The sequence below is a fragment of the Alcaligenes sp. AB3 genome (assembly GCF_031844565.1).
Lineage (GTDB): Bacteria > Pseudomonadota > Gammaproteobacteria > Burkholderiales > Burkholderiaceae_B > Alcaligenes > Alcaligenes faecalis.
In genome coordinates, this window is record NZ_JAUZVM010000004.1 from 193,574 (window position 1) to 217,166 (window position 23,593).

The 23,593-nt window shown below is 58.7% G+C and carries 19 protein-coding genes; 14 read left to right on the top strand and 5 right to left on the bottom strand.

Annotated elements, in window-relative coordinates; all coding sequences use genetic code 11:
* Positions 1 to 137: 137 nt before the first annotated feature.
* Genes tssA through tssG form a run of 7 tightly spaced genes read left to right on the top strand, consistent with a single transcriptional unit; the run spans position 138 to position 7,327 of the window.
* Positions 138 to 1,208 carry a type VI secretion system protein TssA gene (gene tssA, locus Q9R35_RS10800; RefSeq protein WP_311219830.1) on the top strand — a complete coding sequence of 357 codons (1,071 nt, stop codon included), beginning with the start codon at positions 138 to 140 and terminating at the stop codon, positions 1,206 to 1,208.
* Between the two features lie 27 nt (positions 1,209 to 1,235).
* Complete coding sequence (tssB, locus tag Q9R35_RS10805; RefSeq protein WP_172805360.1) at positions 1,236 to 1,793, top strand: type VI secretion system contractile sheath small subunit; 558 nt, start codon at positions 1,236 to 1,238, stop codon at positions 1,791 to 1,793.
* A gap of 12 nt (positions 1,794 to 1,805) precedes the next feature.
* Positions 1,806 to 3,299 (top strand): type VI secretion system contractile sheath large subunit, encoded by a 1,494-nt coding sequence (gene tssC, locus Q9R35_RS10810; RefSeq protein WP_009455530.1) that lies wholly within the window; start codon positions 1,806 to 1,808, stop codon positions 3,297 to 3,299.
* A 50-nt stretch (positions 3,300 to 3,349) separates the two neighbouring features.
* Positions 3,350 to 3,832 carry a type VI secretion system tube protein Hcp gene (locus Q9R35_RS10815; RefSeq protein ID WP_035270090.1) on the top strand — a complete coding sequence of 161 codons (483 nt, stop codon included), beginning with the start codon at positions 3,350 to 3,352 and terminating at the stop codon, positions 3,830 to 3,832.
* A 29-nt stretch (positions 3,833 to 3,861) separates the two neighbouring features.
* The gene (tssE, locus tag Q9R35_RS10820) at positions 3,862 to 4,404 is read left to right on the top strand and encodes a type VI secretion system baseplate subunit TssE (protein ID WP_042485785.1); all 543 of its coding nucleotides are present in this window, start codon (positions 3,862 to 3,864) and stop codon (positions 4,402 to 4,404) included.
* The gene (gene tssF, locus Q9R35_RS10825) at positions 4,401 to 6,287 is read left to right on the top strand and encodes a type VI secretion system baseplate subunit TssF (protein WP_311219831.1); all 1,887 of its coding nucleotides are present in this window, start codon (positions 4,401 to 4,403) and stop codon (positions 6,285 to 6,287) included. The genes tssE and tssF overlap by 4 nt, the downstream gene beginning before the upstream one ends.
* Positions 6,284 to 7,327, top strand: a complete 1,044-nt coding sequence (tssG, locus tag Q9R35_RS10830; protein ID WP_086061193.1) for a type VI secretion system baseplate subunit TssG — start codon at positions 6,284 to 6,286, stop codon at positions 7,325 to 7,327. Before tssF ends, tssG begins: the two co-directional genes overlap by 4 nt.
* 3 nt (positions 7,328 to 7,330) lie before the next feature.
* Here tssG and Q9R35_RS10835 read toward each other — a convergent pair whose 3' ends face one another.
* Both Q9R35_RS10835 and Q9R35_RS10840 read right to left on the bottom strand, forming a co-directional pair.
* Positions 7,331 to 7,921 carry a hypothetical protein gene (locus Q9R35_RS10835; RefSeq protein ID WP_311219832.1) on the bottom strand — a complete coding sequence of 197 codons (591 nt, stop codon included), beginning with the start codon at positions 7,919 to 7,921 and terminating at the stop codon, positions 7,331 to 7,333.
* Entirely contained in the window at positions 7,918 to 8,307 is a 390-nt protein-coding gene (locus Q9R35_RS10840) for a TssQ family T6SS-associated lipoprotein (protein ID WP_222654105.1), read from the bottom strand. The genes Q9R35_RS10835 and Q9R35_RS10840 overlap by 4 nt, the downstream gene beginning before the upstream one ends.
* Positions 8,308 to 8,493: 186 nt before the next feature.
* On the opposite strand from Q9R35_RS10840, the gene tssJ reads away from it, so the two are divergent.
* The 6 genes from tssJ to Q9R35_RS10870 are packed head-to-tail and all read left to right on the top strand — an operon-like array spanning position 8,494 to position 17,578.
* Positions 8,494 to 8,997: a type VI secretion system lipoprotein TssJ gene (gene tssJ, locus Q9R35_RS10845; RefSeq protein ID WP_283737987.1), complete on the top strand. Its 504-nt coding sequence runs from the start codon at positions 8,494 to 8,496 to the stop codon at positions 8,995 to 8,997.
* 24 nt (positions 8,998 to 9,021) lie between these two features.
* Positions 9,022 to 10,344 carry a type VI secretion system baseplate subunit TssK gene (gene tssK / locus Q9R35_RS10850; protein ID WP_311219833.1) on the top strand — a complete coding sequence of 441 codons (1,323 nt, stop codon included), beginning with the start codon at positions 9,022 to 9,024 and terminating at the stop codon, positions 10,342 to 10,344.
* A 14-nt stretch (positions 10,345 to 10,358) separates the two neighbouring features.
* Positions 10,359 to 11,615 (top strand): DotU family type VI secretion system protein, encoded by a 1,257-nt coding sequence (locus Q9R35_RS10855; RefSeq protein ID WP_042485803.1) that lies wholly within the window; start codon positions 10,359 to 10,361, stop codon positions 11,613 to 11,615.
* A complete protein-coding gene (tssM, locus tag Q9R35_RS10860; protein WP_311219834.1) occupies positions 11,612 to 15,211 on the top strand; it encodes a type VI secretion system membrane subunit TssM in 3,600 nt (1,199 codons plus the stop codon). The genes Q9R35_RS10855 and tssM overlap by 4 nt, the downstream gene beginning before the upstream one ends.
* Before the next feature lies 1 nt (position 15,212).
* A complete protein-coding gene (gene tagF / locus Q9R35_RS10865; RefSeq protein WP_042485810.1) occupies positions 15,213 to 15,956 on the top strand; it encodes a type VI secretion system-associated protein TagF in 744 nt (247 codons plus the stop codon).
* Positions 15,957 to 15,964: 8 nt separating this feature from the next.
* Positions 15,965 to 17,578, top strand: a complete 1,614-nt coding sequence (locus tag Q9R35_RS10870; protein WP_311219835.1) for a PEGA domain-containing protein — start codon at positions 15,965 to 15,967, stop codon at positions 17,576 to 17,578.
* Positions 17,579 to 17,633: 55 nt separating this feature from the next.
* Here Q9R35_RS10870 and Q9R35_RS10875 read toward each other — a convergent pair whose 3' ends face one another.
* Positions 17,634 to 18,539 (bottom strand): DMT family transporter, encoded by a 906-nt coding sequence (locus Q9R35_RS10875; RefSeq protein WP_311219836.1) that lies wholly within the window; start codon positions 18,537 to 18,539, stop codon positions 17,634 to 17,636.
* 93 nt (positions 18,540 to 18,632) lie between these two features.
* Positions 18,633 to 20,024, bottom strand: a complete 1,392-nt coding sequence (locus Q9R35_RS10880) for a PLP-dependent aminotransferase family protein (RefSeq protein ID WP_311219837.1) — start codon at positions 20,022 to 20,024, stop codon at positions 18,633 to 18,635.
* 128 nt (positions 20,025 to 20,152) lie between these two features.
* Here Q9R35_RS10880 and Q9R35_RS10885 point away from each other — a divergent pair, with 128 nt between their 5' ends.
* Positions 20,153 to 21,016, top strand: coding sequence for a DMT family transporter (locus Q9R35_RS10885; RefSeq protein ID WP_311219838.1), 864 nt, complete (start codon positions 20,153 to 20,155; stop codon positions 21,014 to 21,016).
* Between the two features lie 215 nt (positions 21,017 to 21,231).
* Here the strand turns inward: Q9R35_RS10885 and Q9R35_RS10890 are convergent, their stop codons facing one another.
* On the bottom strand, positions 21,232 to 22,722 hold the full coding sequence (locus Q9R35_RS10890) for a nucleobase:cation symporter-2 family protein (RefSeq protein ID WP_311219839.1): 1,491 nt from the start codon (positions 22,720 to 22,722) through the stop codon (positions 21,232 to 21,234).
* Positions 22,723 to 23,593 lie beyond the last annotated feature (871 nt).

A 23,593-nucleotide genomic window follows, 5' to 3' on the forward strand; every position in this document is an offset into this window, starting at 1 on the left:
GCGCTTTTGCATTATTTGCTTCAAAAAGAGCGTAAATACGTCCATTTTGCAAAATAAGTAAGGAAAAATTTTCGTCAAAAAGGTGTCACCTTCGCTTCCTAGACTGGGTCCGTGATCAGTTATCCGAGACGACAGCTATGGTCGAAGGAATACAGGAGCAGTGGCAGCCAGCCTGGATTTTGGCTCCCGAAAATGCCTACTACGGCGAGAACCTGGAATACGAAGCCGACTTTCTGGCCTTGATGCAGGCTCTGCAAGTGCAAGGCGAGCAGCAGTTTGGCCAAACCATTATCCCGGCTCAGGTTCCGGACTGGACGCGCATCGTCCGCCTGGTGCAGGACTTGCTGGATCGCTCGGCGGATATTCGCTTGCTGGTGGTGCTGGCTCAGGCGCGATTGCAGACAGGTGGATTGCCCGCCTTGGTGGAGGTGTGCGACTGGCTGTTGAGCGCCCTGCAACAAGGCTGGGAGCACGCTCACCCGCGTCTGCACGAGGACGGTGAGCTGGACCCATTACCGCGCGTCAATGCGTTGGCCGGGCTGTCGGCCATTGATGGTCTGGGCCGCCTGATGCGTGAAGCTCCCGTAGTCAGCCTTGGGCATCGTCAGCTGAATTTACGTGAAGTCGGCCACGTGCTGGATGGCAGTCAGAAAGATACTGGCCTGCCCGGTCGGGATCGACTGGTCGAAGAACTGCGCCGTGCCTTTGCGGCGGGCCAAAGTCAGACAGTGGCCTTGAACCGGTTGCGCCAGTTCCGCCAGGAGCTGGAGGCCTTGGTGCATCACCATCTGGATGCCGAATGGTCCGTGCGTCTGGATGGGGCCTGGGACACTGTGGAAGCCGCCTGCGCAGTGCTGGACGCGGCAACCTCACTCTCTGCTCCTTCCGCTCCCGAGCCTGTGCAGGCAAACCACCCCACCATTCCTGTGCCGCCGCAACCTGCTCATCAGGTTGCCCCGGTGATGGGCTTGGCGAGTTGGCAAAACCTGCATGTTTCATCCCGCGAAGAGGTGGTGCTGTTGCTGGACAAGCTGGTGGCGTACTTCGAGCAGCACGAACCCAGCCATCCCGCCCCTTTGCTGCTGCGTCGTGCCCAGCAACTGGTGCCCATGGGTTTTCACGAGCTGATTCGTGACCTGGCACCCGGCGCCTGGGATCAGATCCAGGTTTTCATGCCTCGATCCGAAGCGGCCTCTGCCGCTTCTTAATTCCATAAATCAACTGGAGAAGACCTGATGTCTGTGAAATCCAATTCTGGCAGCGGCCAGAAATTCCTTGGGCGCAATCGGGCTCCGCGTGTGCAAATTGAGTACGACGTTGAACTGTACGGCGCCGAGCATCGTGTGCAACTGCCATTCGTGATGGGTGTGCTGGCTGATCTGGCCGGACACAACACGGAAAGCCAGCCGGAGCTGGGCGAGCGCAAGTTTATGGAAATCGACGTGGACAACTTCGATGACCGCATGAAGTCCATCGCACCCAAGCTGAACATGCAGGTTCCCAACAGCCTGAAGGGCGATGGCGTGCTGGGAGTGGAAGTGTCTTTTGACTCCATGGACAGCTTCTCCCCGGCTGAACTGGCCCGTCAGATCGAACCTTTGGCCCGCTTGCTGGAGGCTCGGACTCAACTGGCGAATTTGCTGACCTATATGGACGGCAAGAGCGGGGCGGAGGAACTGCTGTCCCGTCTGCTCCAGCAGCCCGAACTCTTGCGTGCCTTGGCTGGCCGCCCGCCCCAGGCCCTGACGATGGGCGAGTCCCAGCCCGATCAGGACAACGAGCCCAAAGCATAAGGAGCCTACCCCATGACTTCCACCCAGACATTGACCGCCACCCGCGACACGGCCCAGCTGGACGAACTGTCCAGCCTGTTGCAGCAGGAGTTTCGCCCCAAAACCGAGCAGGCTCAGCAGGCGGTTGAGTTCGCCGTCACCACGCTGGCCGAGCAGGCTTTGGACCAGTCCGTGACCTTGAGTGACGACGCCTACCAAACCATTCAGGCGGTGATCGCCCAGATCGATCAGAAGATGACTGAGCAGATCAATCACATTCTGCATCATCCCGAATTTCAGCGCCTGGAAGGGGCATGGCGCGGCTTGCACCATCTGGTCAGCAATACCGAAACCGATGAGCTGCTGCGTATCCGCGTGATGCCTGCCACCAAGAAAGAACTGGCACGTAACCTGAAGCGCTACAAAGGCGTGGCCTGGGATCAAAGCCCCTTGTTCAAGAAAGTCTACGAACAGGAATACGGCCAGTTTGGTGGCGAGCCTTTTGGTTGCCTGGTGGGGGATTACCACTTCGACCACAGCCCACCGGATGTGGAAATGCTGGGTGAGCTGGCTCGTATCGGCGCCGCTGCGCATAGCCCCTTTATCGCGGGTGCAGCGCCGTCCGTGATGCAGATGGAATCCTGGCAGGAGCTGGCCAATCCGCGTGATCTGACCAAGATTTTCTCCAATACCGAGTACGCCGCCTGGCAAAGCCTGCGCGAGTCGGATGATGCCCGCTATCTGGGCCTGGCCATGCCGCGTTTTCTGGCACGTTTGCCCTACGGCGCACGTACCAACCCCGTTGATGAGTTCGACTTCGAGGAAGACACCGACGGAGCCAGCCACGACCGCTACACCTGGGCCAACTCGGCCTATGCCATGGCGGTCAACATCAACCGATCCTTCAAGCATTTTGGCTGGTGCACGGCGATCCGTGGTGTGGAGTCGGGCGGTGCGGTTGAGAACCTGCCTTGCCATACTTTCCCCACGGACGATGGCGGTGTGGACATCAAATGTCCCACGGAAATCGCCATCAGTGACCGCCGCGAGGCCGAGCTGGCCAAGAACGGATTCATGCCTTTGGTCCACCGCAAGAACTCGGATTTTGCGGCCTTTATCGGTGCTCAGTCCTTGCAGAAGCCCCAGGAGTATTACGACGCAGACGCTACCGCCAATGCCCGTCTGGCCGCGCGTCTGCCCTATCTGTTTGCCTGCTGCCGTTTTGCGCATTACCTGAAATGCATTGTGCGCGACAAGATCGGCTCCTTTCGCGAACGCGACGATATGGAGCGTTGGCTGAACAGCTGGATCATGAATTACGTGGACGGCGACCCGACCAATTCCTCGCAGGAAACCAAGGCGCGCAAGCCGCTGGCCGCCGCCGAAGTCTCGGTACAGGAAGTGCCGGACAACCCCGGTTATTACGCCGCCAAGTTCTTCTTGCGCCCGCATTACCAGCTGGAAGGCCTGACGGTTTCTCTGCGCCTGGTGTCCCGCTTGCCGTCACTGAAAGGCGAGCAGAACTGATTTCCACCCTGGCCTTTTGATGGCCTTATTCGACCTCCAAGGAGAAAAGCGTGTCTGTTGATATGTTCATGAAGATTGAAGGCGCCAATGGCGAGTCCAAAGATTCCAACCACAAGGATTGGACCGATATCCAGTCCTTTTCATGGGGCGCTTCGCAACCTGGCAGCATGAGCTCGGGCGGCGGTGGTGGCCAGGGCAAGGCCAATTTCAACGACCTGCATGTGGTCGCTCGGATCGACAAGGCCGCCCCTGCGGTGATGAAGCATTGCGCCAGCGGCAAGCACCTGGGCAAGGTGGAACTGTCGGTGTGCAAGGCCGGTGGCGAGCAGGTGGAATACTCCAAAATTACCCTGGAAGAAGTGTTGGTGACTTCGGTTCAGCTCAATGCCGAGCGCGATGTGGAAAGCGTAATGGTCAATTACTCCTTCCAGGCCGCACGCGTCAAACAGCAGTACTGGGAACAGTCCGACCGTGGCAGCAAAGGTGCTGAAACGCTGGTGGCCTGGGATATCAAGCAAAACAAAGAAGCCTGATCGGACTTGGGTTTTCAGGCAGGGCCGCTATGGACCGCTTTCGCTTACCGGGACGCCGCGGGGCCGCGCTGATGCGCGGTCAGGCGGATCGCTTGCAACCTTGTCTGCTGGACAGGTTGACCGACGAGCGGCCCGATCAGACCTGGGAACCACCCCAGCCTATGAGTCAGTACCAGATGCGTCAGGCGGTACTGCGCGATCTGGGCCATTTGCTCAACACGCCCAATCAGGGGGCCACCCCCTTGATGCAGGCCTTGGCCCATGTGCGTCGCTCCTGCCTGAACTATGGCATGAGCCCGCTGGCGGGCAAGACCATGAGCGAAGTGGAATGGCTGGATGTGGAAGAAGCACTACGTACCGCGATCTTGTATTTCGAGCCGCGCATCCTGCCCGATACCTTGCAGGTGCATTGTCTGGATCACAGCGCTCAGCGCGATTTGCATAACGTCTTGAGCCTGCGCATTCAGGGCCATGTCTGGTGCGAGCCGTATCCGCAGGAATTCTTGCTACGTACCAGTATTGATCTGGAAAGCGGGCAACTGGACCTTGAAGAGAGTTACGCGTCGGGATGAATCCGGAGCTGCTGCATTACTACAACCGCGAACTGGCTTACCTGCGCGAGCTGGGTGCCGAATTCGCGCAAGCCTACCCCAAAGTGGCAGCCCGTCTGGGCGTGCACGATACGGCGGTGGCTGACCCGTATGTCGAGCGTTTGCTGGAAGGCTTCAGCTTTCTGACGGCTCGTATTCAGATGAAGATGGACGCGGAATTTCCCCGGCTCAGCCAGCAATTGCTGGATGTGATTCAACCTTCCTGGTTGATGCCCACCCCCAGCATGGGGCTGGTGCAGTTTCGGCCCAGCATGAGCGAAGGCGCTCTGACCAAAGGCTTTACCCTCCCGCGCCATACAGCCTTGCGCTCCCGTATTCCGGCGGGTGAACAAACTGCCTGCGAATTTTCTACCTGCCATGCGGTGGATTTGTGGCCTATGAGCTTGTCGCAAGTCCGTTTGGGGGATGTGGCGGCTGATCTGCCCTTGGCAGCATTGGGCAACCGACAGGCCGCACAAGCCCGTTCGGCTTTGAGACTGGACTTCACGGTACAGGGCGGTTTGACGTTGGAGGAACTGGCACTGGATGAGCTTAGCCTGCATCTGGACGGCCCGGAATCTGACAGCAGCTTGTTGCTGGATGCCTTGTTGCGGCAAGCGCTGGGGGTGTTCATCCAAATGGAAGATGAAGCCCCACAGTTTCTGGCCACGTCTGATTGTCTGACGCACGATGGCCTGGAAGATGATCAAGCCATCTTGCCCATGGTGTCCCACGAGTTCTCCGGTCATCGATTACTGCGGGAATATTTCGCCTTGCCGGGTCGCTTTGCCTTTGTGCGACTGCGTGGTTTGCAAGCCGCTATTGCCAGAGGGCGCGCGCAGGAGCGGAAAAGCCGCCGCTGGAGCCTGCACATTGTGCTTAAACAGGTTTGGCCGGATCTGGCGGCACGCGTAGGCCCCGGCCATGTGCGTTTGTATTGCACGCCTGTCGTGAATCTGTTTCGTCGTCGCAGTGAACGTATGGCCTTGCGCCCACAGGCAACAGATCATCATGTGGTCATGGACCGAACGCGCCCCATGGATTTCGAAGTCTGCTTGATGGAGCAGGTGCAAGGGCACAGCCGGCAGGGCTCCGATGATGTGCTGTTTCGTCCCTTGTATGCCAGCACGGCCCAGGATGCAGGGCGCTATGGCAGTTACTACACCTTGCGCCGCGAACCACGCGTGGTATCTGACACTCAGAAGCGCTGGGGTGGCCGCAGCAGTTACGGCGGTAGCGAAGTGTATTTATCGTTGGTGAATCAGCATGAGCAGTCCGAGTTTTTCGGCATGAATCAGATTAGTGTCACCGCCTGGTGCAGCAACCGGGATTTGCCCTTGCTGCTGCCGCGCTCGCCCGAGTCTGACTTCAGCCTGCAAGTCTCGGCGCCTGTAGCCGGCGTCAGTTTATTGGGGGCTTTGACCCGTCCGCGAGCGGCATCAACAGGTGGTCGTCAGGCCTGGGATTTGATCTCGCAGATGAGCCTGGCCCAACTGGGGGTGGCCCAGTCAGACCCTACGCAGGCCGCCGGTCGCTGGCGTACCTTGTTGGCTCCGCATGTGGACAGCTCTGATGCCGGTGCCTTGCGTCAATTGGCGTCCATTGTGTCCGTGCAGGCGCGGCCTGTGCAGCGGGCCATGCCGGGGCCAGGCCCCTTGGTGATGGCGCGTGGCGTGCATTTTGAGGTCACGCTGGACCAAAGCGGTTTCCCCGGCGGTCGCCCTTTTGTGCTGGCTGCCGTGCTCAGTCGTTATCTGGCTCGCCATGTCAGCCTGAACAGTTTTGTGTCTACTCAGTTTCTTTCCGAGACAGGGGTGGAGCTAGGTGCCTGGGGACCGCAAGCAGGTACGCGGGCAGTGCTGTGAACCGGGCCGAGCAGGAGCAGTTAAAGCCACAAGCTTCTTTGGAAGAACTGGGCCGGATTATTCAGCAATGGCCTTTTGGCCATGATCTGTTTCGGGTCTTGCGGGCCATTGATGCCTTGCAGGCCGCCCAAGGCCAGCCCCGTTTGGGAACCGCGCCTACGCCTCGTCAGGAAGAAGTGCGGGTAGGCCAGCCGCCTAGTCTGGCTTTTGCCGCCTCCAGCGTGCAAACCGCTCGTTGGGAGGATGAGCAGCTGCATCTGGATGTGCAGGGCTTTGGCTTGTGGGGGCCCAATGGCCCTTTGCCACTGCACATGACGGAGTACTTTTTCCAGCGTAGCCGCAACTTTGGAGACCGTGCTGGCGTAGCCTTTCTGGACCAGTTTCATCACCGTCTGTTTTTGTTGTTTTTCAGAGCCTGGGCACAAGCGCAGGCGGTCTGTGATCTGGAGCATGATCAGGACGGTTTTACGCGCTGGCTGGCCAGCCTGGCTGGCGTAGGGAGACAGAGCGAATCGGCTCCCATGAGCGACCATGCCGTGCATTTCCAGGCACCGGCGCTGGCGTCTCAAACCCGCAGTGCACCGGCCTTGCAAGCGCTTCTGGCCAGCTATTTTCAATTGCCCGTGAATATTCAGCAGAACGTGCCAGTGTGGGTGCCGCTGGATGATCAAACCCAGGTCTGTCTGGGCCGCAGCTGTTCGGGGCTTGGGAAAAACACCGTGCTGGGTGCACGTATTCTGGACGTGCAGCAAACCATACGGATACGGATTGGCCCCTTGAGTCGGCAGGACTATGGGCGCTTCTTGCCGGGTCGTCCGGCCTGGCGGCAATTGCGCTATTGCCTGGCGCTGTATCTGGGGCTGGAGTGGTCGGTTCAGTTGCAACTGGTGCTGCAAGCCAACGAGCAGCCTGATCTGGGCTTGGGGACAGGCTTGGGTTTGGGTCAGGAAACCTGGCTGGGCCAGCCCGGCACGCAGGACAGAGCGGATCTGTGCCTGTTTCTGGACAGCCGCCCAGATTGGCAAGATCCGCGCAGCTAAGGCCTAGGCCTGCCGCACTCCCTGTAAAAGATCGAACTCGTTTTCCTTATCGGACAAGGTGCTGACCCACTCCGGTGCGCGCCCCAATTCGGGCTGCCAGCTGGCTGCCGGAATGGTGCTGTCGGTGCTGGACGAGCTGGCTGGTTTAGCTGCTGTATCAAAGGGATGCTTGTCCGAAGGAGCAGGCACGGGACCACCCACTGGGAGCATGCCGGGAACATGCAGATCTGCAAAAGGATCGGCCGCCGGCGCAGTTGCCAAAGGCGTTTCATCCTGTGTGACAGGGCTGACTCCCGATTCCACCCGGTAGTGCATTTCCCCCAGAGTCAGACGATCTCCGTTCTGCAAAGTCTTGACCTGTGCCAGTGCCAACTCGATGCCATTCACGGCAACTTGACCGTCTGCGCTAGCTCGTTGAATTGTCAGCACATCTTGCTGACGACGCAGGTAAGACAGCACGGGCGGCGTCTGATTGTTATCTGGCAAAACCAGATCAGCCTGAGTCCAGGAACCGCAGACCAGACCGGGTTCAGGCACAGGGCGCGGGGCTCCGCCGGACTCTGCTTGCAAGCGCCAATCTACAGCGGTGCTCATGGCTGTGCTCCTGTCACTTTTTCATAAACCGGCCCCCAGGTGGGGTGACCGCGCTCGGCCTGGGCCAGGGCAAAGCCAGGGTCTACGGCCAGTGCCTGCTTGAAACGCTCCTCACACAAGAAGGTGTATTCGCGCACGCAAAAGCTGAAGGCCTGCAGTTTCAATGCTTCGCTGTATTGATTGGGCGCGGCAGCGGGCAGGGTGCTGGAGCGGCCCACTTGCCGGATCACGGTGCTGTAGTCGCCTTCATTGAAGGCAGAGCGTATTTGCTCCAGTTCAGCTTCGGCAGCCGGGCTGAAAACAGCCACCGGCTTGTTCTGGGTTTGGGCGCAGGCTGTCAGTAAAACGGCCAGGGCCGGAATGATCAGGCGGGCAGGTAAATACATGGCAGGAAAAAGAAAAGTTGTACTTGCCCTCAAGACTAGGAAAGGAAAAAGACAGCCACATGACATGACGCGGAGGGTTTTGTAAGAGTTGTTGCGCAAGGGTAAGCACCGAAACACCCCGTGTCCTTAACAAAGTTGTCGCATTCATGCTTTTAGATGGGGCGCATTGCCATTCAAGGAGACATCGTGACCGCTTGCCGATTGCTTCGTGTGTGTTCGCTGCTGATGCTGGGTTTGCTGGCCTCATGCGCGTCCACCTCCAGTCGCATGGCCGTGCCCTACGAGATTGTTCTGACTGCGGATGAACAGCTCAACCCGGATGCCACGGGTCGGCCTTCCCCGGTACAGGTGTTTGTGTTCGAGCTGCGCTCGGGCAGCACCTTTGAATCCAGGGACTTCTTTGCCCTGCAGTCCGACCCGCAACAAGCCTTGCAGGCGGATCTGCTCAATGTGGAGCAGATCGTGCTACGCCCTGGTCAAGCCCATACCTTCAGGCGGCCAGGCGATCTGCAGGCCACCGCTGTGGGCGTGGTTGTGGGATATCGCGAGCTGGATGCCAGCGTGTGGCGCGTTCTGTTGCCGCTGCCCGAGTCGCGCACCACCAATATCTACAAGTTCTGGCAGTCGGCCCCGGATGCCGTCCAGGTCAGCCTGCAATTACGCAAAAACGCCATTCATGTTGTTGATTGACAGGGCGTAGAACGGATTATCTCAATGGATAAAGTCATTTGGACCGAAGGGCTGTTTTTACGACCCCAGCATTTTCAGCAGATGGAGCGCTATCTGGAGCACTATGCCCACGCCGGACGGCGGGCTGCGCAGCCATTTTGCTGGGGCTTTGAAACCTTGAGTCTGGACGAGCAGGCCCTGAGCATGGGCAGTGTCGCCTTGCGCGAAGCGTGTGGCCTGCTGCCGGATGGCACGCCCTTTGATTGTCGGCCGGGTGCGATGCAGGTTGTGTCCTGGACAGCCCCCGAAGTGGTGCGTCCCGAGCGCCTGATGCTGGTGCTGCCCCGTCGTCAGGCTGGTCGGGCAGAGATTCAGTTTGAGGGGCACAGCTCGCGTCGTTCGCGCTATGTGGTCAGCGAACAGGATTTGTATGACAGCAGTGGTTTGTCGCCTGAACCTTGCCTGTCGCAACTAGGGCGTTTGCAGCCAGTTTTGCTGCCCGAATCCGAGGTGTATGAAGACAGCATTGCCATGCCCGTGGCTCGCATTCTGGAGCGCAGGCCTGACCGCTCGCTGGTGTTGGACCCGGATTTCATTCCCCCCATCCTGTCCATTCAGGCTCATGCACGCCTCAGTGTTTTAAGCGCGGATGTGCAGGCTTTATTGCAGGCCCGTGCACAAGCTTTGGCAGAACGCCTGGGGCCGGGAGGGCGCGGGCAGGGCGATGTGGCCGACTTGATGATGCTGGAGCTGGTCAATCGCTACCGGGCTGCCTTGTGGGCCATGGAGCAGCGCGTACACGTGCATCCTGGCGAGCTGTATCAGACCTGGATGGAGCTGTATGGCGCCTTGGCCACCTACACCCAGGACGGACGTCAGCCGCTTGTCTGGCCCTCCTATCAGCATGACGATCTGGCCCAGTCCTTTTTGCCGCTGGTGCTGGAGTTGCGCCGCGCCTTGTCTGTGGTCCTGGAACAGCAGGCCGTGTCGATTGCTCTGGAGGACAAGGGGCAGGGTGTACGGCTGGCCCAGATTGCGGACCGCGCACTCTTGCGTCAGGCGGGGTTTGTGCTGGCCGTACAGGCCGATTTGCCCGCCCAAACCGTGCGGCAGCATTTTGCGGCACAGGTGAAGTTGGGGCCGGTAGAACGCATCCGCGATCTGGTTCATCTGCAATTGCCGGGCATCGGTTTGCAGCCCTTGTCTGTCGCGCCACGAGCCTTGCCGTATCACGCCGGCTTCACCTACTTCGAGCTGGAAAAAGGCGGCGAGCTGTGGCGTCAGCTGGAGCAGAACGGCGCATTGGCCCTGCATTTGGCCGGAGACTTCCCCGGCCTGCAACTTGAGTTTTGGGCAATACGCCGCTGATCCGGAGCATGGCTATGAACGAGACAGTTTCCTGGAATAACGGCCCGGTCCCGGACGAGCGCCGATCGCGGGCCGATGCGCCACGCTTTGTTGCGCAAGGGGCCAATCCCTTGCTGGAGGCCGCCAATCCTTTGCTGGTGATGGTGTCCGATATACGCCGCAGTGCCCGACATGCGGACCCGGCGGGTCTGCGTGCCAAGCTGGTCGCTGAAATCCGTCAATTTGAATTGCGCGCCCAGGCCGTGCCCGTGGCCAATGAAACCATTTTGGCGGCTCGCTACTGCCTGTGTACGACCCTGGATGAGGCGGCTGCGCTCACCCCTTGGGGGCAGGCTGGAGTTTGGTCCTCGCACACTTTGCTGGTCACCTTTCACAACGAGACCTGGGGCGGGGAGAAGTTCTTTCAGCTTCTGGATAAATTGATGCAAAGCCCGGCGGCGCATTTGCAGTTGTTGGAACTGATGTATTTCTGCCTGGCTTTGGGTTTTCAAGGCCGCTATCGCGTGCATGAGCAGGGCGCCAGCCAGCTGGAAACCGTGCGCCAACGACTGTACATGAGCTTGCGCCAGTATGGGCAAACGGTGCCAGCCGCTCTGTCCCCGCATTGGCGCGACAACCCGGCGCAGAAAGTTGGCAAGCCTTTGCCTGTGCCTATCTGGGTGGCCGTTTGTGTGGCCTTGCTGCTGTGCTTGTTGATGTATCTGGGTGCCAGTCTGTTGCTGAACCGGCAGTCTGATCGGGCTTTCGAGGACATCGTGGCTTTGCGCCTGCCGGCCTTGCAGACACAGGGCCAGCCGCCGTCCAGTGGCGTCGCACCGCAGGCACCCTTGGCCTTGGCAGAGCTGTTGGCCCCCGAAGTGGCCGAGGGTCTGCTGACCGTGCGAGATCAGGCCGATCGCAGCGTCATTATCTTGCGAGGCGACGGTCTGTTCGACTCAGGAGCCGACCAGGTCCGTGCGCCGCTACTCCCTGTCATTGCTCGTATTGCGGATGCCGTTGAAGCTGCACCGGGCTTGGTACTGGTGGATGGCTATACCGATAACGTCCCCATACGCAGTGTGCGCTTTCCTTCCAATTTCCATCTCTCGCAGGCACGTGCCGATTCGGTTAAAGCCGTCTTGCAGGAGCGCTTGAGTCAGCCGGAACGTGTACGCGCCCAAGGTCGGGCCGATGCCGCGCCAGTGGCTGATAACGGCACTGCTCAAGGTCGGGCACAGAACCGTAGGGTGGAGATCACGATTGTGCCCTTGAGCAAGGAGGCCGGGCAATGACACGTCTTTTGAGTCTGGTCTTCAGCCGCAGCGTCTGGACCTTTGTGGGTGTGCTGATCCTGCTGGTGCTGATCTGGTTGCTGGGACCCTTGTTGGCGATTGGTCAAACCCGGCCACTGGAAACCGAGCTGTCGCGCTGGATTGCGATGGCGGTTGTGGTGGTGTTCTGGTTGTTGCGCCTGTTGTGGCGCAGTTGGCGGGAAGGCCGCTTGAACGCGCAATTGCTGGGGCAATTAAGCCGCCCGGCACAGAAGACGGCAGCACCGGGCAATACGGCTACGCCTCATCCTTTGCAAAGCCAGTTTGATGAGGCCATCGAACTGCTCAAGCGGATTCGCTTTGGTTCGCATATGGGCGGCCGCCTGCGCTCCTTGCTGTCGCGTCAGTACGTGTATCAATTGCCCTGGTATGTCTTTATCGGCGCACCTGGAGCGGGCAAAACCACGGCGCTGGTCAATTCCGGCTTGCAGTTTCCCTTGTCGGAGCGCTACGGAAAAACGTCGCTGCGAGGCGTGGGTGGTACGCGCAATTGTGATTGGTGGTTTACCGACGAAGCCGTCTTGCTGGATACGGCAGGCCGCTACACCACACATGAAAGTGACCCGGTGGGCGATGAACAGGAATGGCGTGGTTTTCTGGGCCTGCTCAAGCGCTATCGCCGCAGGCAGCCGATTAATGGCACCTTGTTGACCATCAGTGTGCCGGATTTATTGTCCAGCACGGCCGCGCAACGTCATGATCATGCGCAGGTCTTGCGCCAGCGTTTGGCCGAATTGCGTGAGCGTTTGGGGATTCAGTTTCCTATCTATGTGCTGGTCACCAAAATGGATTTGCTCCAGGGATTTCAGGAGTATTTCGACCATTGTGATCGTCAGGAGCTGGAGCAAGTCTGGGGCTTCACCTTGCCTTATGAAAGCTCTCGCGAAGCGGGATTCTCCTTGTCGCACACCTATGGGCGCGAGTATGAAGCCTTGCATCAGCGTCTGGAGCGTGGCCTGGCGACCGTGATGGCCGAGCAGCCCAATGAAAGCGTGCGGGCCGAGGCCTATCTGCTGCCACAACAGTTTGCTCGCCTGGGGCCGGTGCTGGAGGAGTTTCTGGAGCAGGTGTTTAGTCAGTCCCGCTTCGAGGCACCGTTGTTGCTGCGTGGCGTGTACTTCACCAGTGGTCGGCAAGGAGGTGTGCGCCTGGATCAGGTGCGGGACTCCATGCGCGAGTATCTGGAAGTGGATGTACAGGCGGATCAAGCGCAGCCGGTGGCCGGTCAGGGCCGCAGCTATTTTCTGACGCAGCTGCTGAAAGAGCTGATTTTTCAGGAAGCGGGTGTGGCAGGCCGGGACGAGCGTTGGGAGCGTCGTGTACGTTTGCGCCATTTTCTGGTCTACGGTCTGGTGGCGGTGGGCGTGCTGCTGCTGGGGCTGGCCTGGAGTCGCAGTTTCCTGTTGAACCGCAGCTATGTGGAGCAGGTTGACGGACGTGTCCCCCAGGCTCAGCAACAGGCGGATCAGACACAGGTGCTGGATACCACACCGGCAGTCGGTTTGCTGCCTTTGCTGGATATGTTGTCGCTGCTACCGCAAAGCGATCAGTTTCGCTTGGATGCGCCCGGTCTGGAGCGGCGCATGGGCCTGTATCAGGGCGACAAGATGAAGGCCGCCGCCGATACCGTCTATCAACGCGCCTTAGAAAAACTGCTGGCCCCCTTGCTGGCGCGTCGTATCGAAACCGTGCTGCGCAGCGAGCAGGCGCAGGACCTGGAGTACGGCTACGAGGCGCTGCGCGCCTATCTGATGCTGTATGACACGCGACGCTATGACGCAGCCCATTTGCAGACCTGGCTGCTGGGCAGTTTGAAGCAGGACTTGCCGGCAGGATTTACCCAGTCGCAATACGACAGGCTGGAGAGCCATGTTCGTGCCGTGACACAGGCGGGCTTGCTGCTCAATCCCTTTCCGCGCAATGAAGCCCTGATTGAACAAAGCCGGGAGCGTCTGGCGCGTATCAGCCTGGAGCAACGCACATACAGCCGCATGCGCCGCATTCTGGCGGCCACACCTGGACTGATGCCCATGTCTGTTGCAGGTATGGCCGGGCCGTACGCGGCCTCTGTGTTCAAGCGTGAAAGCGGTAAACCGCTGACTGAAGGGGTAGAGGGTCTGTACACCTACGAGGGATACTGGACCGTGGTTGAGCCACGCATCGACAGCGAGTTGCAGCAGATGCGTGAGGACGATCGCTGGATTCTGGGGCTGGATACGGGAGCCGGACAGTCCGAGGCGGCGCGTCGTGCGGCCAGCCAGGAACTGCGCCGCTTGTATCTGCTGGATTATGTGCGGGTCTGGGATGAGTATCTGGCTGACTTGCGCTTGCTGCAAGGCGGCAGTTTGCTGGAAAACATTCAGTTGGCGCGGACCTTGTCCATGGCCGATTCGCCCCTGAAGCAGTTGGTCCAGCAGGTGGCCTTGCAAACCCGTTTGTTGCGAGAGGATGCGCAGCAGGGGGCGTCCTTGGGAGCGCAAGCCAAAGTGCGGCTGGACGATACCCGGCAGGCGCTGGAGCAGATGTTCGGCCCGGTCGGTTTGGAGGGCAGCCGTCGTAATGAGCCTCAGGCCAAGCAGGTAGAGGCGATTGTGGATCAACACTTTGAGCCTTATCACCGCTTGGCTTCCAGCAGTGGCGGGGCACCCGCGCCTATTGATGGCACCCTGGAATTGCTGGATGAGTTCTATGCCTTTTTGACTTCCTCGGATGCGGCTTTGCGTAGCGCGGGCACTCCTCCACAGTCCAATGTGCTGACAAAGCTGCAAGCAGAGGCAGGCCGACTGCCCGGCCCCTTGCGTGATGCGCTGGATCAGTTCTCAGTGGGGGCTTCTGCCGAGATTGCGTCGCGGACTCAAGCCAGCCTGGGGCAGCTGGTGAATGCCACCATTGGCCAGTTTTGTCGTAGTGCGATTGCAGGGCGCTATCCCTTCGCCGCTCAGTCCAATCAGGATGTGGCCCCTAACGATTTTGCCCGCATGTTTGCGCCGGGTGGTTTGATGGATGCCTTCTTCCAAGAGCACCTGATGCATCAGGTGGATATGTCGGGTGGACGCTGGCGCTTCAAGCCGGGCATAGATGGACAGGCGGCGGCCAACTTCCGTTATCTGGAGGCGTTTCAGCGTGCGGCTGTGATTCGGGATGTGTTCTTCCCGGCAGGCAGTAATCAACCGCGTATCGATATGGCGTTCACGCCTGTTCAGCTGGATGCCGAGCTGTCACAAGTGCTGCTGGATGTGGATGGCCAGGTGCTGCGTTATGCCCATGGCCCGCAGGTTGCCATGGGGGTGCAGTGGCCGGGGCCGCGCGGGGGCCGTCAGGTCAGTCTGGAGGCACAGCCACAGTCCGAAGGCTCGGGGATGAGGGCGACCGGTGCCTGGGCGCTGCTGCGCTTGCTGGACAAGGCACAGCCTGTATCGGGCGCGTCTGCCGGGGCCCAGCGCTTGTCCTTTGCCTTGGGAGGTCGCCAGTTTGTGGTGGATGTGGTGGCCAATAGCTCCAAAAATCCGTGGCGTTTGGCGGAGATGAGAGGCTTTAGCTGCCCGGGGAGCCACTGAGATGCGCCAGGATGATTTCGATTCCAGCCCGGTGGTGATGTGGTACGGCAAGATTCCGGCCATGGGGGACTTTGTGCGCAGACGTATGCCCGAGCCGATTTTGTTGCCGTGGGAGCGCTGGTTCAGCAGTGGTGTCAGCCAGATTCGTTCGCCCAGCAAGACGGCTGGAGCCAATATGCCCAGCTCGCCCGTCCATGCCTGGGGATTTCTGATGTCCTTGCCGCAAGGGGGTGTGCAAGCAGGGGCGGTCATGCCCAGTCAGGACCGGGTTGGGCGCGAGTATCTGGTGTGCGCTTTGGTGCCACTGGATGCCGATCAGTCTCAGCGTGTCCGCCTGCCTGTGCTGGCCAGTATGGTTGAGCAATTGGGCCTGACCTTGCAGCAAGGTGTGCGTTTTTGCTGGGCGGCAACGCAGCTGGACCAGACCTTGTGCAGTGCCGTGCCCTATGCCGGTTTGCTGGCGGATAGTGTCGCCGCCAAGTCCCAGCAGCGCGATGCGGGGCAGGACATTCTGGATGTCTTGTACGGCTCTCAAGCGCCCTCTGTGTCACAAAACCCCTGGGCTGTCTTGCAGCCTTGTCTGGAGCCCGGTTCCCACCGCAGTTACTGGTGGTGTCTGGGCATGAATAATCCAAGCTGGCGCAGCGTGACGCACAGCGGCGAGTTAAGTCTGGCCCTGTTTCGGCGTCTGTTCGTTTCAGCCACAGCGGCAGATGCAGAAAGCCGCGCTTATCAACCATGGTGAGACCGCTCATGAAACGTACACACTCTGCCAAGGATGTTCAGGGCCGCCCTCTGGGGCAGATTCTGGACTCCCTGTCGCTGGACCAGCGGCTGGTGATTCTGGAGCAGTTGGCTATGCAACTGGCCGATCTGCATGAGCATCAGGAATGGTATGGCGCGCTGGGGCTGGATACGGTGGTCTTGAGTGATGAAGGTCTGGTTCAGCTATTGCCGCTGGAACAGAACCTGCACAAGCGCAGTCTGGCGCAGGCGCGTGCTCAGGGGGTGGCATTTGATGAACCTTGTGCGGCTCCAGAGCAATATGTGGACGATCCGGTGCGACCTGCCGGCCCCTGGACGGATGTCTACGGTTATGCGGCCTTGCGCTGGCAGTTGACGAGCGGCCTTCCCCTGATGGCCGCTCCCTGGCGGCAACTGAAAGATCCTGTGGTGATGGATGAGGACGCAGATGGTCCTACGCAGGCCATGTTGCAGGGTCTGGCCCTTGACTGGGTACAGCGGCCTCAATCCATGGCTTCTTACCGACGGCTGGAACGATTGGGGCAAATGCCAGAGCCTTTGCCCGAACATGCTCCCGCTGCGCAAGCGGTGCGGCCGATTACGCCTGAGCGCCGATCTTCCTTGCCACTGTGGCTGGCGGGCTTGGCAATAGTCGTTCTGGCAGGGCTGGGGGCGGCGTATTGGAGCGGTGATAGTGACACTTCCGGGCCCGCTGTGGCATCGTCTGATGCCAATCGTCCGGCGGTGGTGGGCGCCACGCCTGAAGAGTCCACAACAAGGCCGGGACCAACTACGTCGGAGCCGCCAGGAGGGTTGGTGGTGGGTGGAGAGTCCAAGCCGAATGATGTGGCTGCTTTGGGTGTAGGGGGTGTGTCTGCACCTCAATCGGGGCAGTCTTTGGAGGCAGGAGCAGATCAGCTTGGGTCGCGGCTGACAGGTACGCAAAATGGCACGGAGGCAGGGCAGCAATTAGCCCAGGCTTCGGGCTCACAAGCCGCGACAACACCGGAGTTGAAACTGCTGTCCGAGTCGGGAGCTTTGCAGCCTGCTTTGCCAGTTCAAATACAAAACACATCGGATGATGCAGCTCGTCTGGCTTTGGCTGATCATGCTGCCGGAACAGTCGGAACAGTCGGAACAGTCGGAACAGCCGGAACAGCCGGAACAGCCGGAACAACTGGAGCCGTTGGAGTTACAGGAGTTACTGAAGGGGGGGCTGCAACAGCAGAGGCCTCCGGAGTTAAGGAAACTACCGGGGCTGCGGGAAGTGCCGGAGCAATGGGACTTACCGAGACTGCCTCGGCCACTGCATCAGGAGTGGCCGCAAGCACACAAACCGAATCTTCAGAGCCTACCGCGCAAGTCGATCATGTGGAACAACTGGAGCCCGTCGCCGCCAAGCCCGCGCCACCGGCTAAGGGCACGGTTGCCCTGGATGTACGCCCTTGGGGGGAGGTCTATGTGAATGGCCGCAAGCAAGGTGTCAGTCCGCCTTTGAAGTCCTTGTCCCTGGCTCCAGGCTCGCACCGCATCGTTATCAAAAATGCGGGCTTGCCGGAGTTCAGCACAACAATACGGGTACGCTCAGGAAAGACGGCCAGCGTCAGCCACGAGTTCAAATAGGCTGCGAGAACCGAGAACTAAGACGGAGGAGTTATCACACGGCGGCGTAGCTGACTTACGCCGCCTTGCGCTTGCCGATCAGTCCAGTGGCCAGCAAGGTCCCAAACAGCACGGTACTCATGCCGATCAGCATCTGTGCGGTCAGGGCCTCGTCCAGCAGCAAGGCGCCCCACAACACCCCAAAAGGCGGCACCAAAAAGGTCACCGTAATGGTTTTGGAGGGGCCGACATTGGACAGCAGGCGGTAAAAAATCAGGTAAGCGACTGCTGTACACAGCAAGGATAAGGACAGCGCAGCGCCCCAGGCATGCAGGCCCGGAAACTGTGCGGGCCACCAGTAAATGGCTGCGGGCAATAGAACCAATGTTGCGCTGACCATGCTGCCTGCTGCTACTGCCTGTGGCTGCACGCCGCGCAGATAGCGGGCGGTAAAGTTGGCGGCAATACCGTAAAACACTGTGGCCAGCAAAGATGCCAGCACAGCCCAGCCTTCGGCGCCTTTATTGAAGCTGAGCTTGTCGTACACCAGAATCAGAATGCCCAGGAAGCCCAGACACAGGCCCAGAATGCGGCTGGGTGTCAGGCGCTCTTTCAACCAGACTCGTGCCACCAGTGCGCCAAACAAGGGAGCCATGGCATTCAAGACGGCCAGCAAGCCCGACTCCAGTCGCAAGGCTGCGAAGGCGTATAAGGAGAAGGGCACGGCGGCATTCAGAATGCCCAGCGCAAAGATGGGTTTCCAGTTCGCCAGAAAGATGGGCAAGCGTCCCGTGGCGGTGATGTAGCTCATCAAGGCCAGGGCGCTGACACCGACCCGTATGGCGGTCAGGGGAAAGGGGCCAAAGTCGGGGACCGCTTGCAGCGTAAATAAAAACGAGCCGCCCCAGATGGCGGCCAGCAGGAATAAATCGCGTAAGTCTTTGGGGGACATGGGAGTCAGATTGGTGGCGGCGGTCCGCATGGGCCGCATAACAGAGCCGATTGTAATCCTCTGGCCGCGACCAGGACACCGATGCGGGACGTTCAAGTGGAAGGTCTGAAATCCCTTGATGCTTTAAACAGACAGCTCGTTGTTCAAAGCCCGTTTCAGGACGTTGAAGACGCGTTTGTCCCCGCATTGAGCGACGTTGAAGCGCAGAAACTGGGCAGCATCAGGAGCTTGGCTGAAAACAGGGCCAGGGGCCAGCACGATGCCATGGGGTAGACAGGCGCGTGTCAATGTCAGGGCATCATGCCCGGCGGGCAGGCGCACCCAGAGAAACATGCCCTCGCGGGGGCGCAGCCATGGCGTCAGGCCAAGTTGCTGCAGCTGTGTCACGGCGTGATCCATGGCTTTGGAGAGCCGGTATCGAACTCGTTCCAGATGTTTGCGATAGCCGCTGTCGCCAAGCGCGCTGTTCAGAATATGCGAGGCCAGGCGGTTGCTGCTGAAACTGGTGGCGGTACGCAAGTCGACCAGGCTCTCGATCCATGGAGTCTGGGCCGCGATATAACCGCAGCGCAAGGCGGCCGACAGTGTTTTGGAAAAACTGCCTATCTGTACTACGCGGGACAGCCCATCCAGTGCCGTCAGTCGGGTAGCGGGTCGGGTCTCCAGATCCCCGAAAATATCGTCCTCAATAATGTAGAGGTCGGCGCGTTGCGCCATGGCCAGCACGCTATGGGCCGTCATGGCCGAAAGACGTGCGCCGGTTGGATTGTGTATGCCTGAATTGGTGATGTACAGGCGGGGTTTGTGTTCTTTAAGGGCAGCCTCAAAGGCCGCCAGATCAGGGCCCTGATGGGTATAGGGCACGCTGGCGATTTTGGCCCGATGCGCTCGCAGCAGCGCATGGAAATTGAAGTAGCAGGGGTCGTCCACCAGGACCGTATCGCCTGGCTCCAGAAAGAAGCGACAAAGCAGGTCAATAGCTTGAGTGCCCGAGTCGGTCAGCATGATGTGATGCGGGGCAGCATCTATTTCGGACTGCACGAGACGACGGGCCAGCATTTGTCGCAAGGGCTCCAGGCCCAGAGGCGAGCCGTAGTCCGTCAAGTCCGCGCTGGGGCTACGGGCGGCCTTACGTAAACCGCGGCGAACTCCTTGGTCATACATCCAATCCGAGGGCAGCCACCCGCAGCCGGGCATCAGGACATCGGCCTCGGCTTCCAGAGATTGGCGCGAGATCCATAAAGGATCGATATCCTTTTCCAGAGCTGGTTCCAGGGCGGCCAAGCTGAGTGGAGCCAAAGGAGCCGTCACATAAAAACCGGAACCCGCGCGAGCCTCGATCAGACCTTCGGCGGCCAGCCTGCCATAGGCTTCGACAATCGTGGACACTGACACGCCCGCCGATTTTGCTTGTGCGCGTACGGATGGCAGGCGGGTGCCGGGCGGGTAGGTCCGTGCCGCGATGCGTTCACGCACAGATTGCATGATGTAGTCGATACGGGTCAAGGCAGACATGGGGCAGGTTCGGGCACGGTGTGTGGGTCTTGTGAGCAGTACAGTTTTTTAAAACTGTACTGGACTGTGCCTGTGTATGCTGGCATAGCTGTGTTGTACTGACAAGCATCTTTGTTGGAGAGTGAAAGATGGATAGCAAGGCAGTCAGCTGGCTAAACGGCTTTATTGGTGTGGCAATTTTTGCCGGTTCTTTACCGGCTACACGCGTTGCTGTACTGGGTATGGATCCTTTTTTTCTGACGGGCGCGCGAGCGGTGCTCGCCGCCTTGTTGGCGGCTATCTGGTTGCTGATCGGGCGCGTGGCACGGCCACAACGCTCGGACCTGTTGCCCCTGGCCGTGGTTGGTTTTGGTGTTGTGCTGGGATTCCCCTTGTTGACAGCACTGGCCCTGCAGTACATCACTTCGGCGCATTCCATTGTGTACGTCGCCTTATTGCCTTTGTGCACAGCGCTTTTTGGGGTGGTCTTGGCCGGTGAACGGCATAAACCCGTGTTCTGGGTGTGTTCTGTTTTAGGTTGCTTGCTGGTGATGGCCTATGCCGCGCGAGAAGGTCTGGATGCGGCCTGGCAAGGGGATCTGTATATGCTGGCAGCCGTGGTGGTGTGTGGCCTGGGTTATGCCGAAGGCGGACGCCTGTCACGTCGCCTGGGCGGTTGGCAAGTGATTTGCTGGGCCTTGGTGCTTTCCTGGCCTTTCATGTTCGTTTTGATGCTGTGGTTCTGGCCTCAGAGCTTCAGCAACGTGAACACTGCCGCCTGGTTAGGTTTTGGCTATGTCTCAGTATTCAGTATGTTCCTGGGCTTTGTGTTCTGGTACCGGGGCCTGGCACACGGTGGGATTGCCGCGGTGGGGCAATTACAGTTGCTGCAACCTTTTATGGGCTTGGGGCTGGCTGCCGCTTTATTAGGTGAGTCCGTCAATGCCAGCATGATCTGGGTCACTTTAGGCGCTGCCTTGTGCGTGGCTGGTGCACGGCGCTTTGCGTCGTGATGTCAGAAAAGGGGAGCGGCCACACGCTGCGCCTTTGGTTTGATGTCCTGCAAGGAGATGATCTTTCTCTTTGGACTGTCCAGCGAACATTAACTTGTACGTTGTTTTCAGTTGGCAGTTCCTGAAGGGGGCGTTTTCGCTTGGTATATCGGACGATAAAAAACCGGCCTGTCATGGATTTGACAGGCCGGTTTCAATACAAGCTGGCAAGCGTCTTAGGCTTCAGCGTGCTTGGCGGCTTCTACCGCTGCGTGAGTATCTTCTTTAGCACCATTAAAGAACAAGTTCAGCAGAACGGCAGCAATCGAGGTCAGCAAGATGCCGGATTCAATCAGCGGGTGAATGGCGTGAGGCATCCACTGCATGTAGTTGGGCGCAACCAGAGGAATCATGCCCACGCCAATGGAGATGGCCACAATCATGGAGTTGTTGCGGTTGGTCTTGTAATCCACGCCGGACAGAATGCGGATACCGGTGGCGGTCACCATACCGAACATCACAATCCCGGCGCCGCCTAGAACCACGGTGGGCAGGGATTCAACCAGGGCCGCCATCTTGGGCAGCAGGCCCAGAATGATCAGGATCACACCACCGGCCACGCAGACAAAGCGGCTACGCACGCCAGTCACGGCAACCAGACCCACGTTTTGCGAGAAGCTGGAGTAGGGGAAGGTATTGAAGATACCGCCCAGCAAGGTGCCTAGACCGTCGGTACGCAGGCCGCGAGCCAGATCCTTCTGATCGACTTTCTTGCCTGTCATGTCGCTCAGCGCCAGGAACATGCCGGTAGATTCAATCAGCACCACAATCATGACCAGGGTCATGGTCGCAATGTGCAGGATATTGAACTTGGGCATGCCAAAGTGGAACGGCAGAACCAGATCAACCCAGGCAGCGTTGGCGACTTTTTCGTAAGTCATGATGCCCATGGCTGAGGCCACAATGGCGCCAATAACAATACCCAGCAAGACGGCCACGTTTGCCAGAAAGCCTTTGGCAAATTTGGCGATCAACAGGATCGAGGTCAGCACGATGGCGGCAATGCCCAGGCCAGTCAGGTTGGCATAGCGCGGGTTGGGTACCGTAGCTTTCAAGGCCAGACCTTCTGGAGGTGGGGGCAAGGCAGAGCCGGGCATGGCCGCGGCCGATTGTGCATGCTGAATCCAGGCCAGGTGGTCGGGGTTGATGACCGTGGGGGCGGTAGGGCCGACAGGGTTACCGAAAATCCAGTTGATCCCCACGCGCATCAGCGTAATGCCGATCATGGCAATAATCGTGCCGGTGACCACGGGTGGGAAAAAACGCAGCATACGGCTGACTGCAGGGGCGATGATCATGGTGATGATCCCCGCCCCGATCACGGTGCCAAAGAGCAGTTGGGCTCCTTCCTGGCCGGGGTTAGCCTGAGCCATGGAGACCATGGGGCCGACAGCGGCAAATGTCACGCCCATCATTACGGGCAGCTTGATACCAAAATACTGCGTAAAGCCCATCGATTGAATGATGGACACGATGCCGCAGACAAACAGGTCAGCGGCAATCAGGATCGATACTTCTTCAGACGTCAGGTTTAATGCCCGGCCCACGATTAGTGGAACCGCGACAGCACCGGCGTACATTACCAGAACGTGCTGCAAGCCCAGTGCAGCCAGCCTGCCGTTCGGTAATCGTTCGTCGACGGGTGCGGTGGTCGCGTTCGTACCCATGAAATGTCTCCAGAGTGGATTAATTATTAGATGAAGCCATTTCAATGTAACGGCGTGCGACAGCCATGCCATAAGACATTTCGTATAGAGCCTAGGTGGACCTGGCTATAGATGAGGGATAACCCCCAAAAAAACGCCCTGATTCGGGCGTTTTGGATGCGGCTAAGGGAAAACACTGCTTTGGTGGCACATGGTCAGGTCTGGGTGTGAACTCGTTGTATATCGGCACCAATAACGGTTTTGCGCTCGTTGCGGGCCTGTCGTCTTTGTATCAAAAATGAGTTTTTGAATACGACCGGATGGTCTTTTCTTCTCTGCAGCAAGGCCTGAAAGTGTCAGTTATGACTGGCTTGTAAGTTGCCTGATAGTCCCGAAGAAGCTTGTTTGGCGCCTTTAGCGCAGCATCGGATTGTTACAGTGAACCGCTGCTCCATTTCAATTCTTTATGGATTAGAACAACTGCGTAATGGTAACATTCCCAACTGCTAATCTTTTTGCGGTGCAGCAGCGTTCTGCCAAGCGAGAAGAGTTTTCTAGGTAGACAACGGTCTTTGTTCAAGATTGAATTAAAAGTTTCATTTTGCTCAAGGTGGCAGCGAAATGAAAATATCTTTGAAATTTTGCCTAGTAGCTTGATTAGACTGCCTTGGTAAATTATCCCAAGGCTTTGTTATTTTTCAAACACTCGTTTTTGTTGTTAACAATAAATAGAACAATATTGTCAGTGGATATTTAATTTGGATGTTTTATTTTTTGCACAGATGCTTAAATAAAAACCGAAAATAAATATTATCAAATTGCATGAGGTTTATATAAATTCCATGTAATTATGGTTTGTAAATCATAGTAACTGGACGTAAATTTCGCCATT

Coding starts and splice junctions, on each gene's coding strand:
- tssA (WP_311219830.1), top strand. CDS start 138: ATGGTCGAAGGAATACAGGAGCAGTGGCAGCCAGCCTGGATTTTGGCT.
- tssB (WP_172805360.1), top strand. CDS start 1,236: ATGTCTGTGAAATCCAATTCTGGCAGCGGCCAGAAATTCCTTGGGCGC.
- tssC (WP_009455530.1), top strand. CDS start 1,806: ATGACTTCCACCCAGACATTGACCGCCACCCGCGACACGGCCCAGCTG.
- tssE (WP_042485785.1), top strand. CDS start 3,862: ATGGACCGCTTTCGCTTACCGGGACGCCGCGGGGCCGCGCTGATGCGC.
- tssF (WP_311219831.1), top strand. CDS start 4,401: ATGAATCCGGAGCTGCTGCATTACTACAACCGCGAACTGGCTTACCTG.
- Q9R35_RS10835 (WP_311219832.1), bottom strand. CDS start 7,921: ATGAGCACCGCTGTAGATTGGCGCTTGCAAGCAGAGTCCGGCGGAGCC.
- Q9R35_RS10840 (WP_222654105.1), bottom strand. CDS start 8,307: ATGTATTTACCTGCCCGCCTGATCATTCCGGCCCTGGCCGTTTTACTG.
- tssK (WP_311219833.1), top strand. CDS start 9,022: ATGGATAAAGTCATTTGGACCGAAGGGCTGTTTTTACGACCCCAGCAT.
- Q9R35_RS10855 (WP_042485803.1), top strand. CDS start 10,359: ATGAACGAGACAGTTTCCTGGAATAACGGCCCGGTCCCGGACGAGCGC.
- tssM (WP_311219834.1), top strand. CDS start 11,612: ATGACACGTCTTTTGAGTCTGGTCTTCAGCCGCAGCGTCTGGACCTTT.
- tagF (WP_042485810.1), top strand. CDS start 15,213: ATGCGCCAGGATGATTTCGATTCCAGCCCGGTGGTGATGTGGTACGGC.
- Q9R35_RS10870 (WP_311219835.1), top strand. CDS start 15,965: ATGAAACGTACACACTCTGCCAAGGATGTTCAGGGCCGCCCTCTGGGG.
- Q9R35_RS10875 (WP_311219836.1), bottom strand. CDS start 18,539: ATGCGGACCGCCGCCACCAATCTGACTCCCATGTCCCCCAAAGACTTA.
- Q9R35_RS10880 (WP_311219837.1), bottom strand. CDS start 20,024: ATGTCTGCCTTGACCCGTATCGACTACATCATGCAATCTGTGCGTGAA.
- Q9R35_RS10885 (WP_311219838.1), top strand. CDS start 20,153: ATGGATAGCAAGGCAGTCAGCTGGCTAAACGGCTTTATTGGTGTGGCA.
- Q9R35_RS10890 (WP_311219839.1), bottom strand. CDS start 22,722: ATGGGTACGAACGCGACCACCGCACCCGTCGACGAACGATTACCGAAC.